The following is a 19,034-nucleotide window of genomic DNA, read 5'->3' as shown; positions in this document are numbered from 1 at the left end:
GCCCGACCGTGTCAGAAGTCCTCCAGCCCCTCCTCGCGGCGGATCATCCGCCAGGCCGCGCGGCGCGCACTGCGGTCGAGGTTGGACTTGAAGTCGCGGTCCGTGCCGAAGTACCGCTTGCCCAGCGTCTCGATCGTGGAGACATGGTCCATCATGTTCTCCTCGAACTTCTTGTCGAAGACGATGCCGAAGTTCTCCTCGTCGTTGACGAGGGCGGCGGCCCGGACCTTGGGGTCCTCCTTGGTCGCGTTGAAGGCCGGGAGGACGTCCTCCTCGGTGAACTCCGTGCCGAACTTGGCGTTGAACTTGTCGATCAGCTCGGACAGCAGTGACTTCTCGGCGTCCTTGCCGCCGCCCACCCCGTCACCGAAACCCTTGAGCTCCGCCGCGCCCTCGGGGTTCAGGGACACGTCGTGCTCGCCGGTCTTCTCGACGCGCAGGTGACTGAGGTCCACCTCGCCTATGTCGACTCCGCCGTCCGCGAGGCGGGGGAGCCGGTTGAGGAGATGGCGTCCGTAGAGGTACAGGCGCTCCAGTTCGGCGTCGTGGTACGGCACGATCTGCGCGAGGAAGCCGTACTTGCGGACGTAGTCGGTGAGGTTGGCGCGGAAGTCCTCCGCGGTCTCGACGTCGTCCTCCTCATCGCTCTCCAGGAGCGCGGTGAAGCGGGTGACGGCGGGGGACAGGAGCCGGTACAGCTCGGCGTGCAGCTTCTCCCACCTGGACTGGGAGCCGGCCGCCTTCTCCTGCGCCTCGAAGTACGCGGCGGCGAACTCGTCCATGTCCTGCTCGGAGACGACCGGCGCGGACATGACGCGGCTCTGGGCCGAGTAGAGGAGGTTCGGGTCGGAGGGCAGGGTGTGCGCCTCCTCGAAGTACGGGCGGAAGGCGTCCTGGATGTCCTCGGCCTCGTTGACGAAGTCGAGGACGGCGAGGTCGGCCTGCGTCTTGCGCTCGGCGGTGCGGTTGAGGCGGGAGAGGGTCTGCACGGCGGCGATGCCGGTCAGCGTCTTGTTGACGTACATGGTCGTCAGGAGCGGCTGGTCGAAACCGGTCTGGTACTTCTCCGCGACGACCAGGATCCGATACTCCTGCTGCCCCTTGCCGCCGGCCTTCGCGGCCTTGTCGTCGGCGCGGGTGTAGCCGAACGCCTTCGGCAGCGCGCTCTCCGGCAGACCGCCGTTCTCCTTGCTCTCGGTGGTCTCCTCGCCGTCGATGGTCAGGGACCCGGAGAAGGCGACCAGGACACCGAGGTCCGGGTACGTGGTGTCGTACTCGCGGTCGGCGATGTAGCTGCGGATGGCGCGGGCCATCTGCACAGCGGAGTGCCGGGAGGCCGTGACCACCATGGCCTTGGCGCGTCCGCCGAGCCGGCCGCGGGTGTGGGCGACGAAGTGCTCGACGATCACCTGGGCGTGCTGGGAGACGGTGTGCTCGTGGGTGAGCGCGAACCGGGCGAGGAGGGAGTTCGCCTTGGAGGGGTCGACCTCCTTCTCGTCCGGGTTCTGGTTCACCAGCTTCCAGTAGGTGTTGTAGGTGACGTAGTTGCGCAGCGGGTCGAGGATGAAGCCCTCCTCGATGGCCTGGCGCATGGAGTAGGTGTGGAAGGGGCGGTAGACGGTCTTGCCGTTCTCGACGCCTTCCGTGCCGAAGAGTTCGAGCGTCTTGGCCTTCGGCGTGGCGGTGAAGGCGAAGTAGGAGAGGTTCGCGGCGCGCGAGCGCTCCACCGCCTTCGCCTTCAGCTTGTCGTCGAGGGTGACCGTGGTCGCGCCCTCGTCGTCCGAGTCCGCGTCCAGGCCGAGGTCGCGCAGCGCGGACTTCACGGCGGTGGCGGCGTCGCCGGACTGGGAGGAGTGCGCCTCGTCCACGATGATCGCGAAGCGGGTTCCCTCGATCTTGGTGGGGTTGCGCTTGATGTAGTCCAGCAGGGCCGGGAACGAGTGCAGGGTGACGGTGACGATCTTGCCGGTGTCGCGGGAGAGGGCACGGGCGAGCTGCTCGCTCTTCGCGCCGTGCTTGTCGTCCACCTTCACGACCAGGCCGTCCGTCTGCGAGAAGCCGCCGACGGTCGCCGAGAGCTGGGCGTCCAGCGCACGGCGGTCCGTGATGACGATGACCTTGTCGAAGACGGGCTCACCCGGCTTGATACGGCCGTCGGCGAGGGCGTCGGGCCGCAGGACGGCGGGATCGCGGCGGGCGTGCAGGTCGCTGAGGCGGTGGGCCAGCCAGCCGATGGTGTTCGACTTGCCGGACCCGGCGGAGGCCATGATCAGGTAGTTCTGGCCGGCGCCGTGGACGGACGCGTGCGCGGTGAGCTTGCGGACCACGTCCCACTGGTGGAAGCGGGGGAAGATCGTGGTCTTGGTGGTGCCGCCGCCGGGCGTCCTGTGCTTCTGCTGGTGCACGAAACGCTGGAGCAGGTCGAGCCAGTTGTCCCGCTCCCAGACCTGTTCCCACAGGTACGAGGTGGCGTACGTGCCGTGGGCCGTGGGCGCCGGGTTCCCGGCCCCGCCGGGCTGGCCGGCGCCGTTCGATCCCGTGTTGAAGGGCAGGAACCGGGTGCTCTTGTCGCGCAGTTGCGTGGTGACGAAGACCAGGTCCGGGTCGACGGCGAAGTTCGCGATGACGCGCCGCGTGAAGATCAGCTCGGTGGGGTCCCGGTCGGTCCGGTACTGCTCCTTGGCCTGCTCCACGCCCTGCCCGGTGAGCGGGTTCTTCAACTCGGCCGTGGCGACGGGGATGCCGTTGAGGAACAGGGTCAGGTCGAGTTCGTTGCCCCAGTCGGCCTGCTTGGTGGCGTAGCGGAGTTCCCGGACGACGGTGAGGCGGTTGGCCCGGTAGCCGTCGAGGACCGACTCGGCGGAGATGAGGTTGGGCTTGAAGTAGGCGACGCGGAGGCGGACACCGCGGTCCTTGACGCCGTTGCGGAGGACGTGGAGCAGTCCGTCGTCGGCGATGGCCCGGTCGAGCCGCTGCGCGAAACCGCGCTGGGCCTCAGTGGGGTTGCCGCCGTAGACGGTGAGGAGCTCGTCCCACTCGTCGGGCTGGGTCTCGCGGATGAACTCGTACAGCTCATCGGTGTCGAGCCCGAGGTCGGGCTGGTACTTCTCGGGGCTCGCCTCCCGCCAGCCGCGCCGGCAGAGGGCGGCGACGATGGCAGACCCGAAGGAGGACTCGTCGTGCACGGGACTCATACGGAGACTCCTTCGCTGACGTTGCGGCCGCTGGCGGTGGACACGTCGACCTGTCCGGTTACGGCGGCGGTGATCAGGGCCTGGCGGCGTTCGGCCAGTAGGGCCACCTGTCGCGTCGTAGCAGTCCGCAGGGTGTCGGCGTGGTTCAGTGCCTGACGCATCCGGTGCACGGCTCGGGACTGCAGCTCCGGTGGCGGGCAGTAGACGCGAAGCTTCAGGCAGTCATGCACCCGCATGTGGGCATGGGCTGCACCATCGCTGGCCCGCTCGAACTGTTGCCTCATAAACGAACTGAGGAAGTTGTAAAGGAGGAATTCTGGGCTGATGAGTTCCTGCTTCGGTCGGTACAGCATCACCTGCTGACCCAGGAACACGGGAGCGCTCGAAGTCAGAAGGCCCGCTTCTCCCACTGGGGCCTGACGCGTGAAGAGAATGTCCCCGACCTTGGGGGCTCCGCGTCGGTTCCACTGGTGAAAGACCTCTTCGGTGACCCTGTATGTGTTGTCCACGTCTACGTGACCGAGCCGCACGTTCGACGTGCGAATCATGCGGTATGGAGTTTCTGTGGGTGAGAGGGGTGCCGTTTTGTTGACGCAGTCCAAAACTCTTTCGCAGACGCGAGTGACTGGTACTACGTGGTCCTGTGAGAGCTTTCCGAGTTCTTCGTCAACCACTGCCGTGCGGCGGAGAAATGCCAATTCACCGGCGCGTTTGGCCAGGCGTTCGATCTGTTCGACTCGTGCCGTCTCGGCGTCGAGGAAGTCGGCGATGCGGCGCTGCTCTTCCAAAGAAGGCACTGGGACGGACAGGCAACCGATCTCGCTCGCGTTGATGGCGGGATAGCTCACACCCGTGGACCGAGCCGCCACCTCATCGACGAATGGTTGCGAACGGCAGTAATACCCGAGGAACCGGTTGTCGATGTGCGGTTCCGCTTCCAGGACGGCGAACCCCGTGGAAAAGACCAGTGGTTCATCGCAGCGAGGAACCGTGGCGATCGCTCGAAGATAGGTTCGCACGGTCGATACGATGACGGATCCGGCTGGAGCCAGGCGGCGAGCACGCGAGGGCGACGTGCCGAAAGTCATCTCTTGCTCCGGAATGGTGACGTTGCCCAGACCGTCGACCGCTCCGATATCGATGTACTTGAAACGGTAGTCGGCAGGAGTTTCTTCCGGGAGGGTTCGACGGTTGATGCGTGCCACGTCTTTGATGCGATACGCCGTCATTCCGCGATCCTTCCCAGCAACCCCTGGATCTCCGCCTCCAGCGCCTTCAGCTCCGCGTCGATCTCCGCCAACGGCCGCGGCGGCTCGTACACGTAGAAGTGCCGCGTGAACGGGATCTCGTAGCCGATCTTCGTCTTGCCGTGGTCGATCCACGCGTCCGGCACGTGCGGGTGGACCTCCCGCTTCAGGTACTCCTCGACGTCCTCGCCCAGCGGCACGTTCTCGTAGTCCCGCAGCTCCGCGTCCGGCTCCGGCTGCCCCTTGACGAGCTGCACCTCCCCCTCCGGGTCCCGCACCCCGACGACCTCGCGCAGCGCCTTGTTGAACGGCGCGCCCGTGGGCCACGTGCCGCCGGCCTGGACCACCGCGTCCTTCAGGGCGAGCCAGGCCTCCTGCTTCGTGCCCCAACTCGACCCCATCAGGGACTTGAACGCGTCCGCCAGGACCGGGGCCTGCGGGAGCTTCTGGATGGCCTTGGACGCCTCCAGCGCCGCCAGGGTCTCCTCCGTGATCTCGAAGCGCAGCTTCAGCGGGCGTTCCACCGTGATCCGCTGGTAGCCGAAGTCCTCGTTCCGGAAGACCTTCACCTTGCCGTGCAGGGGGTGTTCCGCGTCTCCCGCCACCGCCAGGGCCTCGCCGTACAGCTTGACCACCTCGGCGATGTGCTCCTTGCCCAGCTCCTTGCGCTTGTCGCCCAGCGATTTGCGCATCTTCTGCCACTGGTCCTGCGCGTCCAGCAGGACGACCTTGCCCTTGTGGTCGGGGCTCTTGCGGTTGGTCAGGATCCAGAAGTACGTGGAGATGCCGGTGTTGTAGAAGAGCTGGTCCGGCAGGGCGACGATGCCCTCCAGCCAGTCGTTCTCCAGGATCCAGCGGCGGATCTCCGACTCGCCCGAGCCGGCCGCGCCCGTGAAGAGGGGTGAGCCGTTGAAGACGATCGCGATGCGCGAACCGCCCCCGCCGTTCACGTCCACCGGCTTCATCTTCGAGATCATGTGCTGGAGGAACAGCAGCGAGCCGTCGTTGATGCGCGGCAGCCCCGCGCCGAAGCGGCCGGCGTCGCCGAGCTGCTTGTGCTCGGCCTCGACCTCGTCCTTGACCTTCTTCCACTCCACGCCGAACGGCGGGTTGGCCAGCATGTAGTCGAAGGTCTTGCGGGCGTGGCCGTCGTCGGAGAAGGAGTTGCCGAAGGCGATGTTCTCCGGGTCCTGGCCCTTGATCATCAGGTCGGACCGGCAGATCGCCCACGACTCGGGATTGAGCTCCTGCCCGTACACCTCCACCGTGGCGTCCTCGTTGAACTCGGTGATGAGGTCGTCCATCGCGGAGAGCATGCCGCCCGTGCCGCAGGCCGGGTCGAGCACCGTGCGGACCGTACCCGGCAGGTGCAGCGCGTCGCCGTCCGGGGCGACCAGCAGCCGCACCATCAGCTGGATGACCTCGCGCGGGGTGAAGTGCTCACCGGCCGTCTCGTTGGACTGCTCGGCGAAGCGGCGGATCAGCTCCTCGAAGATGTAGCCCATGTTGTGGTTGGGCACGACCTCGGGGCGCAGGTCCAGGTCGGTGAACTTGCCGATGACCTGGTAGAGCAGCCCCGCGCTGTCCAGCCGCTTGATCTGCTGGGCGAACTCGAAGCGGTCCAGGACGCCCCGCGCGTTGTCCGAGAAGGCCCCCACGTACACCGTGAGGTTCTTCGCCGCGTTCTGCGGGTCCGCGGCGATCTTCTTCAGGGTGAGGCGGGAGCGGTTGTAGAAGGAGTGGCCCGAGGCCCGGCGCAGGAAGCGGTCCGGGTCGATGTCGCTGTCCTTGTGCTGCTCGGCGATCTCCGCGACCTTGTCGCGGGTCGGCTCCAGCACGCATTCGAGGCGCCGCAGCACCGTGAACGGCAGGATCACCTTGCCGTAGTCGGACTGCCTGTAGTCCCCCCGCAGGAGGTCGGCGACGGACCACGCGTGGTTCGCCAACTCCGTGTGCTTGCTCACGTTCAACTGGATCCCCGGATTCCTTCCGAAATGTCCCGACCCCACCGTCCGGGCCGCTGAGCAGCCGGGATGGTCCGACAATTGTGGTCTGTGCGTGAATGCGCGCGTGCCTAACGGGGCGAATCACCACTCCGGAGGCGCCCCGCCCTTACCGGCTCCGCGTCCCGTGGAGGGAGCAGCTGGCCACCCGTGAGCCCACCCGCGAGCAGCCGTGCCGTCTCCTCCGCCAGCCGCGTCGCGCGCTGGGCCTCCGCCCGCAGCTCGTGCACGCGCCGGAACGCCTCGCCGTACCGCCGCTGCTCCTCCAGCGGCAGCAGCGGCACGCGCAGCCGGCCCGGGCTGACATGGCGGACGGTACTGCCCGTGGACGCGCTCGCGATGTTCTCGTCCGCGCCCAGGAATCCCGCGAGGAACCACGCGTCCAGGCGGGCCGGGTCGGGCCGGAAGAGGTGGACGTGCCGGCCGAGCAGCGCACCGGCCTCCTCCTCCCCGGCCACCCGCGCCGCCGGACCCGGCCCGCTCGCCACCGCCCGCACCAGCACGTCACCGGCCTCGATCACCGGCGTGGACTCCGTCGTGCGCAGGTCGGCCGCGTCGCCGGTCGGGCCGGTGCCGGCCGAGAGGTCGGAGGCGGTGAGCACCGGCCGTCCGGCGAGTTCCCCGCCGCCGTCGCCTCCGCCGCCGTGGTCACCGTCGCCCCCGCGGCCCCGCGCGCCCTCCGGCAGCGTCCGCAGCAGCGCCAGCGCGCCACCGCGCGCCAGGTCGGACGCCGTCGCCGTGCGCCACTCGCGTGCCGCGGGGCCGGCCGCGCGCCAGCCCGCGTGACCGGCTGCCTCACCCAGAGCCCGGGCGGCCCCGACGAGGTCCCGGCGAGCGGCCTCGGTCTCCTCGGCCAGCCCGGCCGGGTCGATCGCGGCCCGCGACGCCTGTACGAGGCGCGCCGGGGTGAGGTCCACCAGGTCGTCCAGCAGGTCCACCACGCCGACCGCCCGGGCGACCCCGGGCTCGCCCTCGAACGCGTCCGGGTCCGCGAGGAACGCCCGCCATGTGCCGAGAGCCCGCTCGCCGATCGCCGCCCAGTCCACGGCGGCCGAGCGGCCGCCGCTCCGGGTGCGGGGGGACGCGGCCACCGGGGCCGCCGCCTCCGCCGTGTCGACGAACAGCAGGGACCTGCGCTCCGCGCCGCCCGGTTCCGGCCGTTGCAGGATCCAGATCTGGAGCCCGATGTGCAGGGGCACCGACGCGCCGGCCGGCAGGGCGATCACCGCGCGCAGCGCGCCGCTGCGCACCAGCTCCGCCCGCACGCGCCGCCCGGACGCGCGTCCCGCGACCGCCGGCGGCAGGATCACCGCCGCGTACCCGCCCGGCACCAGGTGGGCGAGCGCGTGCTGCACCCAGGCGAGTTCCGAGTCTGCGCGGGCCGGCACCCCGTACGCCCAGCGCGGGTCGTAGGCGAGTTCGTCGTGCCCCCAGTCCCGGATGCCGAACGGCGGGTTGCACAGCACCGCGTCGGCGAGCAGGCCGGGGAAGGCGTCCGCGCGGAGGGTGTCGCCGGCGCGGACGGTGACCTCGGCCTGCGGTGTCGTGAGCATCAGGGTCACCGCGGTGCGGCGGGCCTGCACGGTCAGCACGTCCTGGCCGTACAGCTCGCGTACGCCACGGCGTCCGGCCGCGGTCAGCAGGCCGCCGCTGCCGCAGGCCGGGTCGAGCACCCGCGCCGGGGTGCCCGGGACCAGGCGGGCGAGGAGGTCGGCGAGCGGCTCGGGCGTCCGGTAGGCGCCGGTGACGGCGCTGTCCTCCAGTTCGCGAGTCGCCAGCACGCCCACCGCCGCCTGTGCGCCTTCGTCGCGTACACACACGTACAGGGCGCGCAGCACGGCCGCGTCGATCGCGCCGAGGCGCACGGTGTCACCGCCCGGCACGGCCCCGGCGACCGCCGCGGCGTCCCGCTCCGCGTGGGCGACCAGGTCCGCGTCCGGCAGCCGCGCGGCCGCCGTCAGCTCCTCGGAGGTGTGGCGCGCCGCGCCCAGGGCGAGGAGCAGCAGGTCGGACGTGCCGCCGGCGCTCTCCCAGGTGTGGACGCGCAAGGTGGTGCGCAGCTCGTCCGAGGGACTGGCCGCCGCGGCCTGCCCGCGCGAGGCGAGCCAGGCGCGCACCGCCTCCAGGTCGTACAGCGGGCTGCTTTCCGTGCCGCCGGAGGGCGCCGGGAAGTCCTCGTGCCGGCGACGCCAGTTGCTGACCGTGGCGCGCGTGACTCCCGCGATACGGGAGATCTCCGCGGCGGTCACGTGGGCGGATGGCTGGGGCATGACGGAAGACCTGGGCCTCTCGGTCGGTGGAGTCAACAAGCTACAGCACGCGTCAAATCTGTCAACGTGATTGACAGTGCTTTCAACGTCATGCTTATCTGGCGGCGCTTCCACAGGAAGCCGCCCTCCGGCGGGCCCTGACCGCCGCAGCGGCGACCCGTGCCGCGCCCCTTCGCGCGCCACCCCTTCGCTCGTCACCACACCGCGCAGCACCGCCGCGGGCGCCGTCCGCGCCCGGCCCGAACCACTCCGGGGGGAGACCCGTGCGCCTCACCATGCCGACCGCCGCCGTCGAGGGAACCCAGCTCACCGTCATGCCGTTCCGCGCGGACGCCGTCGTCGGGACGATGTCCGTGCCGACGCTCGTCCAGCTCGTGCCCTCGCCGCGCGCCGAGGAGGATCCGCGCAGGCTCAAGGCCGCCTCCGGGCTGGTGCGCCGGCACGCCGAGCTGCGCGCCACTGTGCAGCGCACGCTGAGGTCCTCGCAGAAGGGCAAGAACGTCGGCCCGTACGCCGAGTACATCGCCGCCGGCCTCAAGGGCGAGCTGGGCGCCGCCTGGTCCACGCCCCCGGTCACCCTCTGGCACGCCGGACCGCTCGCCGCGCTCAGCGACGAACTCGTCCCCGGCAGCGGCCTGCGCACCCTCACCGTCGCCCCGGGCACGATGGTCGTCGCCATCGACGGCGAGACCCAGACCACCGCCTGGCACGACCTCTACGACGACCCCGGGACGTACGGCCTGACGTACCCGGAACTCGCCCGGGTGCGCCTGCCGTTCGAGCTGTACATCGACCTCGCCCCCGCCGACGCGCGGCAGATCTTCTACGACCGCAACGTCGAGGGCGTGGCCGTCGCCAAGAACCTCGCCATGTCCATGGACCAGCGTGACTTCGGCACCCGGCTCGCGCACCTGGTCGCCGACTCGGTCAAGGTCGCCGACGCGGACGGGCAGCGCGTCCCCTTCGCGCGGCTCGTGAACGCCAGCAAGCGGCAGGTGTCCGCGAGCGACCGCGAGGTCGTCACCCTCTCCGCGCTGCGCGCCCTCGTCGTCACGGCGATCTACGGGCGGAACGGACTCCAGCGGTCCGCCGAGTCGGTGCACGAGGACGAACTGCCGGCCGGTACCCGCCCCGAAGAGGTGGAGGCCGCCGTCGTACCCGTCCTCGCCCGGCTCATCGCCCGCCACGCCCGCGCCTTCACCGAGCGCGGCGCCATCACCGCGCCCGCCGTCCTCGCCGGCATCGGCATCGCCGCCCACCACACCATGCCGTGGAGCGACCCGGCCACCGCCTTCCATCCGGACGACCTCGGACGCCTCCTCGACGGCATCCGCTGGGAGCGGGAGGCGGCGTACTGGGACGGGGTCGCCGCCAAGACCGGCACCTCCGGCCGCCTCAACTTCAGCGGCGGGGTGAAGGACTCGGGCGGCCGGGTCGCCGAGGCGATCCTCTACCCCGCGACCGAGGCGGGCCGGAAGATCCGCGGCCTCTGACCACCCCGCACACCACGGAACGGAGTACACCCATGACCTTCCAGCAGCCCTCCCCGCCGCCCCACCCCGGACCGCAGGGGCCCTACGGGCCCGGCACGCCCGCCGGTCCCGCCAAGCAGGGCCGCGCCGGCAGACGGTGGCTGAAGTACGGGGCGGTCGCCCTGGTCTCGCTGCTCGCCGGGGTCGGCATCGGCAACAGCGGCAACGCGGCGGACTCCGGAAAGACCACCGGGCCCGCGGCCGGCCCCCGGCCGACGGTCACCGTCACCGAGACGGCCGAGGCGGCCCCCGCGGAGCCGGCCCCCACCGTCACCGAGACGGTGACCGCCCGGCCGAAGAAGACCGAGGCACCCGGACCGGCGACCAGCTTCTCCGGCGAGGGCGAGTACCTCGTCGGCGAGGACATCGCGGCCGGCACCTACAGGACGGCCGGGCCCGACGGCGGCTTCGGCTGCTACTGGGAACGCGCCAAGGACGCCAGCGGCGAGTTCGGCTCCATCATCGCCAACAACAACCTCGACGGGCCGGGGCGGGTGACGCTCGGCAGCGGGGAGTACTTCAAGACGAACCGGTGCCAGGAGTGGAAGAGGGTGGACTGAGATCCCGCGTCGGCTGTAGTGAGGAGCGTCACAACAACCGGACGGGGTGCGGCGCGGTCCAACATGAGCCGACGTCCGATGTCTGTTCCGGAACCGGCAGAGCACAGCGGTGGAGAAAGGCAGAACGGGCAGTATGCCGAAGCACGCACGACGAGCCGATGTGCTTGCTCTCGAACAGCGGGCGGTCGACCACGCCTACCGCTGCCTGGAACGTACCCGACGTGAGGCGGAACGACTCAGGGAAGTGGCCGCCGCCGCCAGCGGTAAGGACGCCATCGACGTCAACCGGGCGTGGCAGCGGGAACTGAGCCGCCTCGACCTCGGCACCAACGCCCTGGTGTTCATGCGGGCCGACATCGACGAAGGAGCCGGCCGCGAGGTGGTGTACATCGGACGGCGAGCGGTGTTCGACGAGGAACACAACGCCGCCGTCATCTCCTGGAACGCGCCCGCCGCGATCGAATGGCGGCTCACCAGCGAGCAGGAACCGGGCGATGTGCGCCTGCTGCGCCGGCTCGTCTGCGACGAACGGGTCGTCCGGAGGTACTTCGACCTGCACGGGACGGACGGTGCGGGCCCGTCGTCCCGGGCCGCGCGAGCGGACGGGGAGCGGACCGCCGGGCCGGACGCCGGAATCTCGGCCACCGAGGAGGACACGCCGGTGCAGGGCCCCGAGGGGACCGCGGAGGCCGACGCGTCCGATCAGCCGGAGTGGAACGACCCGCTGCTCGACGAACTGGACCGGGCGCGCGACGGCACCATGCACGACATCGTCGAGACGATCCAGCGGGACCAGCTCCGACTCGTCTCGGAGCGGGCCCGAGGTGTGCTGATCGTCCAGGGCGGCCCGGGCACCGGAAAGACCGCCGTGGGCATGCACCGCGTGAGCTGGCTGCTCGACAACCGGCATGTGTCGCCGGACGACATCCTGGTGGTCGGACCGAGCCGGGAATTCCTGGACTACGCCGGCAGGGCCCTGGTCGAGTTGGGCGGCAAGGGCGTGACCATGCTGGAGCTGCCCGCGCTGTGGTCGGACGGGACCACTCGCCGGGACCGGCGGGAGGTCGCCGTCGTGAAGTCCGACGCGCGGATGGCCCAGGTCCTCCGACGCGCCGTCGACAACCACACCACCACGACGGCCGAGCGCCTCGAAGCACTCGTCGGTGGCCCCGAATTCGCCTTCGAACTCCGCCGCCGCGAGGTCGTCGTGCCCGTCACGGAGATCGCCGCCCTCGTGGCGGAAGCCCTCACCGGCGACAACCCCTACCGAGTGCGCCGGGAGCGGTGCGTCCAACGGCTCGTACAGCACCTCACCCAGGTCTACACCGGTCTGCTTCCGGGACCTGCCGACACCGACTACTTCGCGGAGATCCATCAGTCACGTCCCGTCACCCGGCTGCTGCGCCGCATCGCCCCCGAACTGTCGGCGCGCGACGTGCTGCGTCGGCTCCTCGCCGGCGGCGCGGCCCTGGCCGCGGCGGCCGACGGAATCCTGACCCCCGCGGAGCAGGCGCTCCTCGTGGCCCGGCAGGACGGCCCCGCCCGTGCCGGGACGGCCGGGGAACTCGGCTTCGAGGACCAGGTCTGCCTGGACGAGCTGGAGTACCTGCTGTCCGGGCGCCCCGAGCGGACCTACGGCCATGTCGTCGTGGACGAGGCGCAGGACCTCACGCCGATGCAGGCGCGCTCGCTGTCGCGTCGCTGCCCCGGGGGATCCATGACCATCCTGGGAGACCTGGCCCAGGCGACCGGGCCCTTCTCCTACCAGGACTGGGAAGAGCTCGGCACAACACTCACCGGCAGGGACGGCTGGCGCGTGACGGAACTGCTCACCGGATTCCGCGTGCCCGGCGAGGTCATGGACTACGTACGGCCCCTCGGCGCGCACTGCGCCCCCGGGGTCGGTGTTCCCGACTCCGTACGGTGGACGGGCGTCGAGGTGAACGTCGTACAGGGCGGCGACGACCCGGCACGGCGCGCCGCCGAGTGCGCGCTGGCCGTCGCCACGGGACCGGACGGCGCGCAGCAGGGCCGGACCAGCGCGGTGATCGTCCCCGACGTGGCCCCGTGGAAGGAGACCGTGACCGCCGCCGTCTTCGAGCAGGAGTCGGTCTCGGTGCTCACCGCCGAGGAAGCCAAGGGACTGGAGTTCGACCACGTCGTCGTGGCCGAACCGGCGGCGATCACCGCGGACGACCCGGCCGGACCGCGTCGCCTGTACGTGGCGCTCACCCGGTGCACCCAGTCGCTGACGGTGGTGCACCGGCGGCCCCTGCCCCGTTGGATCGGCGGGCCGGTGAACCCCGTGCCCACGCCGAAGCAGTTCCTGGCACAGGTCAGCCGGCGAAAGAGCCCTCAGGGCACCTCCGGCCTGTGCACCCGGTACCGGTCGGACGGCACACGGTGCGCCAACGAGACACGGCAGGCGGACGGGTGGTGCCGGCAGCCGGGATGCGGAGGGTTCCGCACGGCGGAGCCCGCGCCCCTCGGCAGGAGCGACTACCTCGGAACGCCCGAGGACGGGGTGACGGAGGAGCGGCTCGAACTCACACCGGAACAGATCGCCGACATCCGCATCACCTCGGCCGCGTGCGGTGCTTTCGTCATCCGGCACCGGGGCAGTCTCGGTGAGGCGGCAGTGGAACTGCACGCGATGCTCACCCCCTTCCTGGCCGAAGGCCGCCATCTCCGTTCGCCGCACGGGTGGCTCCTGGACCTGGAGGGGTACCGCCTCGTACTCGACGCCGGCGCGCGAGCGGTCAAGGCGTACGTGACGGGCCACCCGGAGCGCAGCTACGCGCAGGTGGCCGCGGGAGTTCCCTCACGGGTGGGGCAGCGGGCACGAGGGGAACGGCGATCAGCGCTCACCCCCCCCGGAGGCCGAGGCGGGTGCGGCCCTGGCCGACGACGCCGCCGTGCGCGCGGTGAACCCGGACGGCCTCCACGTCACCCAGGGCGCCTGCGTCACCTTCGAGCGGCTCTCCCGGTCCTTGGACCCGGCGGACGACGCGTTCCTGGCGAGGCTGCGGGGAGAACTCGCGGCCGACCTCTCGACGGGCCGGATCGAGCGGGTGGGAGATCGCGTGGTCGTCGAAGGCGAACGCCACCAATGGTGGCTGCGGTCGGACGGCCGGATGCTGACGACGGTCCGCAGGGCCGGAAGCGAGATATACCGGGGATTCGAGGCGCTGGGGGCCGACGATCCCGCCGGTGAAGGGGAGGACATGCCGACGAGCGGCATCACCGACGAGGCCCGGGGCGAGGCCACGGCGCCGGGGGACGACCTCGGCCTGGCCGACGTGGTCGCGCGGCACGAACGGTCGGCCCGGACCGACCGCCCGCACGAAAGCCTGCGGCACAGACTGCTGGCCGACCTCTACGCCGGCTTCGAGGAGGTGGGAGACACCGCGCACATCGACGCGTGGACCCACGGGCCCGACGGCACCACCCTCTTCGAGGTACTGGCCGAGGAGGCGCCGACGTACGGGCGGATCCGGGAAGCCGCGCTGCACCTGCTGGAGGCCTCCAGCCTGCACGCCCAGGGACCCGCCGAATACCTGGTCGTCGTGCTCCGGGAACCACCGGCCGAGGCGTGGGCCGCCGATGCCTGCGACCGCGCGTTCCGTGTGGACCTGGCCTGGCGGGACGGTGACGCCTGGGCCGGCCCCGCCGCGCGGCGCATCCGGCCCGCGCCGTCGGACCAGCACGACGTGTCGTCGCACCGGTGACACCGCCGGTCCAGGAGCGGGAAGCGGCGGGCAGCGGACCCGTGACCCCACGGGACGCCTCCGTACAAGTGATGTGAGAACAGATGAACCATGAGGAACGGCCGGACACCGGCCTCGAACCGGACGCCTCGATGTCCCGGTCGGAGATGGTCGAGGCGTGGCGTGAGCGACGCCGCGCACGGCGCGCCCGACCGGACACCGACACCTCCGGGGCGGCCGGCCCGGACGGATTCGCCCTGCGCAGATGGCGCAGGGCCGGTGTGTTCGGTGCGGATGCGGTACGACGCGTGGAGGGGTACCTGACCGGCCTGCTCGGTACGCGTTCCGGTACCGGGGAAGAACCCGACTGGGCGCTGGCGGCAGTGCGCCGGTGCCTCGACGGTGACCCGGTCGCGCAGCTGCCCTCCGCCGTTCGAGCCGTCCTGGACAACCGCGCGGCCGACGACACGGTGGCCGCCATGACGCTGATCCACGAGTGCGGCCTGCCATGGCTGACACCGCACGGTCAGGAGAGGCTCGAGCACCTCATGAGCCCCGCGCCGACCGTGTCGCCGCGAGAGCCCCGCCCCTCGGTGTCCGAGGACGGCTCGGGCGCCTTCGCCCTGCTGCACGCCCTCCACCACGACGAACTCACCGCACTGCCGCGTTCCGTCCGCACTCGCGTCCTGTCCTGGGCTCCTCTGGGGACCGTCGACGACCTGATCGACGCGGGGACGGTCACCCGGGACGACGAGCCCTGGGAAGCGCGCTCCGACCGGAACGAACGGGATTATCTGAAGGCCCGGCTCGCACCCGAACTGGTGGATCGGGGCACCGCCGAGGCGATCGGATGGCAGCAGTTCCTGCGGCGGCAACGGTTCCTCGACGGAGAGCACACGGAAGAGGAGGCCGAAGAGGGGGAGCTCTACGACCTGCTCCAGCGGGCCGCCGAGGGGGACACCGGTGTCGTCAAGGAACTCGAGTACGTCCTCCCGCGTGCCCTCGTGCTGAGACTGCGCCAGGTCAGGGACGGAGCGCTCACCGGCAACTGGGAGCCGGACGTGCTGGCCGACCGCGGCCTGTGGCGGCTCATGACCGCGCTGTGGGAACCCAAGGCCGCGATCCGGCCCCAGCGCAGCGACTTCCATGCCCTGGCCGCGCTGCGCCACGCCTACGACTCCCTCTGCGCGGGCGATCTGAAGAGGGCCCGCGCCCAGGTGAACAGGTTCCTGGACCACGAGGACGGGGATCCGCTGCAGAACGCCGAGGCCTGGAACATGTCCGCCTACCTGGCGCTTTTGGACGAGGACCTGAACACCGCGCTCATCGCCCTGACGCGCGTCGCGGACCACCGGCCCGCAGCGGAGCGGAACCTCGACCTCGTCAAACGACGGCAGGCCACACCGCGCAACGACCGGCCGCACCCGTCCAACCCCTATCTGGAACTCGGCCTGCCCCATCAGTCGGCGGTCTGGAAACACCGGTACCGGGACCTACGACGTGAGTTCGCCGACGATCGCGATGAGGCCGCCCGGCTCAACCGGGCCATGCGCCGCATCCAGCAGGCCGAACAGCACGAAGACTGGTCCGACTTCTTCGTCCTGCCGCTGGACGCATCGGTGTTCAGGCTTCCCGACGACCCGCCCGCCTCCCTGGTGCCGCCGGTCGAACCGATGCCCCGGCGGACGGCCCCCCACGCTTCCGAGGACGCGGACGCCGTTCGACGTCGAGCGATCACGGACCTCCTTCCCACCCTTCTCAACGCGCCACGGCGCCCGGACCACCAGCACAGGACGACACCATGAGCAAGCCAAAGAACTGGAGCAGGCAATCCGACTCCCCGAGGAGTCGTCACCGTGGGGAAAAACGCAGAGCCCTCGCTCCTGAGCTCCTCATGTACCGGCCTGATGAGCTGCTCAACCCGGCTGATCTGCTGAGGCGCTTCTCGGAAAGCGCTCAGCGATTGATCGAGGATATTCCTGAAGGGGACCGGCCGAAGCAGGCCGCCGTCGTGTCTGCTCTTCGACAAGGTGTACTGGAGGCTTTCAGGACCCGAGAGGAACACTTGGCTCGCATGGTCGAAAGCGACCTCGAGGCACGGGGCTCGGGCAACCGGATGAGCACACTGAAGTGGCAGGTCTCCATCCGCAAGGCACTTCTGGGGCTGGGTGTACGTGTCGTTGAGGATGCCGGGGAGCAGGAGCTTTTCGTCGTTGTGGAGGGTGAAGGCGATCGGTTCGAGATCGTGCGGCCTGCCTACGTGGATCAAGCCACGGGCAAATTGATCCTTTCGGGTCAGCTTCGCCGGGTTCCCGGTGTGGCCGAGCAGGCTGATTCCGCCGACGAGGCACAGAGCATCGGAAACGAGGAGAAGCCGTGACCGCGACCGGGATCGACTTCGGCACCACCAACTCCGTGGTGGCCCAGTGGCAGGGCGACGACGTCGAGGTGCTGCCGCTCGACGCCCACCACCTCGACGCCGACTGGCGTCGCCCCGGCTTCGACCTGCTCTTCCCCTCGGTGGTCGGGATGAGCTCGCTGCGCAGCGGTCCCCTCTTCGGATGGGAGGCGAAGCTCCGCTCGGAAGAGGCGGCCGAGGCGTGCAAGCGTCTGCTCAAGAGCGACGAGTACGTCAGCGTGCAGGGCCGCCGTTTCGCCGCCACCACCGTGGCGGCCGGTGTCTTCACCGCCATGAAGGACGGCGCGCGGCACAACCTCACCGAGATCGACCGGGCCGTGATCACGGTCCCCGCGAACGCCACCGGTGCCGCCCGGTACCGGACGCGCGCCGCGGCCCGCTTCGCCGGGATCGATGTCCAGGCACTCCTCAACGAGCCGACGGCCGCCGCCATGTCGTACGCGCACGACATGCGTGAGGACATGCAGATCCTCGTGTTCGACTGGGGTGGCGGAACCATCGACGTCACGGTCCTCGACTACGAGGACGGGTTCTTCGAGGAGCGGGCCTCGCGGGGTGTCACGGAGCTCGGTGGTCTCGAGATCGACCGACGGTTGCGCAGGCTGGTCCTGGAGCGGGCACCGATGCGGCGCGAGTGGACACCGGCGCAGGAGCGCCAGTTCCGACTCGACGTCGAGCGCAGCAAGATCCTGCTCTCCTCCCAGCCCTCCGTGAAGATCCGGACGCCGGACGACAAGGAAGTGGAGATCTTCCAGGGGGAACTGGAAGAAGCGATCACGGATCTCGTCGACCGTGCCCTCGCCCCGGTCGAGGAGTGCCTCAGGGACCTGCACATGGCTCCGCTCGACGTCGACGACGTCCTCATGATCGGCGGCACCAGCCAGATCCCGAGTGTCCGCGCGGCGGTCGCGGAGGCCCTGCAGATGGAGCCCGTCCCGGCCCACCTGTGCGATCCGATGACCGCCGTGGCGAGGGGCGCGGCCATCGCCGCGGCCGTCCTGGCGAAGGAGACGCCCGGTGTCATCCAGGTGGCGAACAGCCACGCTCTGGGGACCGTGACCAAGAGGCCCGACGGGCGCCGGCAGTTCAGCGAGATCATCCCCAGGAACTCCCCGCTGCCCTGGAGCGAGCGGAAGAGCTACACGCCCACCCGCGACTACGAGCGCAAGCTCACCGTGGAGATCTGGGAGGGCGACCCGGACAAGGAACTGACGGACCCCGACAACGTCCAGCTCACCGAGTTGACCCTGAACTACCCGACCCCGCGGGTGCGCGAGCAGTCCAGGTTCGATCTCGAGTACACCTACGACTCCGACGGCCTGCTGCACGTGAAGGCCACTCTCGAACACACCGGCCAGGTGGTCGTCGACGAGGAGGTGAGGAGTTTCGGCTCCGGAGGGCCGACGCCCGAGGTGCGCAAGGAACTCGACGACCTGCTCACGGTGAACCCGGCGGCGTCGTCCGTCCTCCTCGCCAACGGATCCGGCCGGCAGACCCGGCACGCCTCCCCACACCCCGGCACGGGCGCTTCCGGCCAGGACGGGGAAGTGCACACGCTCGTGATCGACGGCTCCAACCTGGCGTGGATCGGGCACTCACCCACCAACCCCGGCGTCTACGAGGAGGAGGACCGGCCGAGTTACGCCCAGCTCGTCGGGGCCCGCGACGCGCTGGCACTCAAGTTCCCCGAGGCGGAGATCCACGTGGTCGTGGACGCCACCTTCAGGCACAAGGTCGCCGAGGAGGAGAGGACTGCCGTGACCGCCGCCCTGAGCAAGGGCGACATCCTCCAGCCGCCGGCCGGCACGGAGGGGAAGGGCGACGCTCTGGTCGTGGCCATCGCGGACGAGTCGGGCGCGATCGTCGTCACCAATGACAACTACGTCGAACTGCAGAGCCGCTATCCCTGGTTGCGGGAGAACGGACGGGTCCTCGGAGCCACCCACACCAAAGGCAGGTGGGTCTTCACTCCCCGGACGTGCGTAGCGCCTCGGGGAAGAGGCTGAGGCCGCCGTCCCGGCGCCGACGGACGCGGCTGTCACGTCGGCGCCGGGCGCGCGCACTGCCCGGACCGGGCAGGCGGCCCTCCGCCCGCCGCCTCG

Annotated in this window: 11 protein-coding genes; 7 read left to right on the top strand and 4 right to left on the bottom strand. The window is 70.5% G+C overall.

Annotation, left to right across the window (positions count from 1 at the left end; all coding sequences use genetic code 11):
• Window positions 1-11: 11 nt before the first annotated feature.
• The 4 genes from ACZ63H_RS13220 to ACZ63H_RS13205 form a co-directional block, all read right to left on the bottom strand.
• A complete protein-coding gene (locus tag ACZ63H_RS13220) occupies window positions 12-3,194 on the bottom strand; it encodes a type I restriction endonuclease subunit R (RefSeq protein WP_469864357.1) in 3,183 nt (1,060 codons plus the stop codon).
• Window positions 3,191-4,423 carry a restriction endonuclease subunit S gene (locus ACZ63H_RS13215; protein ID WP_469864355.1) on the bottom strand — a complete coding sequence of 411 codons (1,233 nt, stop codon included), beginning with the start codon at window positions 4,421-4,423 and terminating at the stop codon, window positions 3,191-3,193. The genes ACZ63H_RS13220 and ACZ63H_RS13215 overlap by 4 nt, the downstream gene beginning before the upstream one ends.
• On the bottom strand, window positions 4,420-6,411 hold the full coding sequence (locus tag ACZ63H_RS13210) for a type I restriction-modification system subunit M (RefSeq protein WP_469864353.1): 1,992 nt from the start codon (window positions 6,409-6,411) through the stop codon (window positions 4,420-4,422). The genes ACZ63H_RS13215 and ACZ63H_RS13210 overlap by 4 nt, the downstream gene beginning before the upstream one ends.
• 104 nt (window positions 6,412-6,515) lie before the next feature.
• Window positions 6,516-8,714 carry an N-6 DNA methylase gene (locus ACZ63H_RS13205; protein ID WP_469864351.1) on the bottom strand — a complete coding sequence of 733 codons (2,199 nt, stop codon included), beginning with the start codon at window positions 8,712-8,714 and terminating at the stop codon, window positions 6,516-6,518.
• Between the two features lie 263 nt (window positions 8,715-8,977).
• Between ACZ63H_RS13205 and ACZ63H_RS13200 the strand changes: the two genes are divergently transcribed.
• From ACZ63H_RS13200 to ACZ63H_RS13170, 7 genes are all read left to right on the top strand, one after another.
• The gene (locus ACZ63H_RS13200) at window positions 8,978-10,207 is read left to right on the top strand and encodes a ParB N-terminal domain-containing protein (RefSeq protein ID WP_469864349.1); all 1,230 of its coding nucleotides are present in this window, start codon (window positions 8,978-8,980) and stop codon (window positions 10,205-10,207) included.
• A gap of 32 nt (window positions 10,208-10,239) precedes the next feature.
• On the top strand, window positions 10,240-10,806 hold the full coding sequence (locus tag ACZ63H_RS13195) for a hypothetical protein (RefSeq protein ID WP_469864347.1): 567 nt from the start codon (window positions 10,240-10,242) through the stop codon (window positions 10,804-10,806).
• A 133-nt stretch (window positions 10,807-10,939) separates the two neighbouring features.
• Window positions 10,940-14,020, top strand: coding sequence for a HelD family protein (locus tag ACZ63H_RS13190; protein WP_469864345.1), 3,081 nt, complete (start codon window positions 10,940-10,942; stop codon window positions 14,018-14,020).
• Window positions 14,021-14,030: 10 nt separating this feature from the next.
• A complete protein-coding gene (locus tag ACZ63H_RS13185; protein ID WP_469864343.1) occupies window positions 14,031-14,534 on the top strand; it encodes a hypothetical protein in 504 nt (167 codons plus the stop codon).
• 83 nt (window positions 14,535-14,617) lie between these two features.
• Complete coding sequence (locus tag ACZ63H_RS13180) at window positions 14,618-16,318, top strand: hypothetical protein (RefSeq protein ID WP_469864341.1); 1,701 nt, start codon at window positions 14,618-14,620, stop codon at window positions 16,316-16,318.
• Window positions 16,315-16,893, top strand: a complete 579-nt coding sequence (locus tag ACZ63H_RS13175) for a hypothetical protein (protein ID WP_469864339.1) — start codon at window positions 16,315-16,317, stop codon at window positions 16,891-16,893. The genes ACZ63H_RS13180 and ACZ63H_RS13175 overlap by 4 nt, the downstream gene beginning before the upstream one ends.
• A complete protein-coding gene (locus ACZ63H_RS13170; RefSeq protein WP_469864337.1) occupies window positions 16,890-18,938 on the top strand; it encodes an Hsp70 family protein in 2,049 nt (682 codons plus the stop codon). Before ACZ63H_RS13175 ends, ACZ63H_RS13170 begins: the two co-directional genes overlap by 4 nt.
• Window positions 18,939-19,034: the final 96 nt, after the last annotated feature.

This window comes from Streptomyces sp. NPDC104831 (assembly GCF_055583025.1).
The sequence above is the reverse complement of the archived record's forward strand: the minus strand, read 5'-3'. Positions and strand labels throughout refer to the sequence as shown.

What these genes read in the sequence shown, in the direction of transcription:
- ACZ63H_RS13215 (WP_469864355.1), bottom strand. Translation starts at nt 4,423, where the DNA reads ATGACGGCGTATCGCATCAAAGACGTGGCACGCATCAACCGTCGAACC.
- ACZ63H_RS13175 (WP_469864339.1), top strand. Translation starts at nt 16,315, where the DNA reads ATGAGCAAGCCAAAGAACTGGAGCAGGCAATCCGACTCCCCGAGGAGT.
- ACZ63H_RS13185 (WP_469864343.1), top strand. Translation starts at nt 14,031, where the DNA reads ATGCCGACGAGCGGCATCACCGACGAGGCCCGGGGCGAGGCCACGGCG.
- ACZ63H_RS13205 (WP_469864351.1), bottom strand. Translation starts at nt 8,714, where the DNA reads ATGCCCCAGCCATCCGCCCACGTGACCGCCGCGGAGATCTCCCGTATC.
- ACZ63H_RS13220 (WP_469864357.1), bottom strand. Translation starts at nt 3,194, where the DNA reads ATGAGTCCCGTGCACGACGAGTCCTCCTTCGGGTCTGCCATCGTCGCC.
- ACZ63H_RS13195 (WP_469864347.1), top strand. Translation starts at nt 10,240, where the DNA reads ATGACCTTCCAGCAGCCCTCCCCGCCGCCCCACCCCGGACCGCAGGGG.
- ACZ63H_RS13180 (WP_469864341.1), top strand. Translation starts at nt 14,618, where the DNA reads ATGAACCATGAGGAACGGCCGGACACCGGCCTCGAACCGGACGCCTCG.
- ACZ63H_RS13190 (WP_469864345.1), top strand. Translation starts at nt 10,940, where the DNA reads ATGCCGAAGCACGCACGACGAGCCGATGTGCTTGCTCTCGAACAGCGG.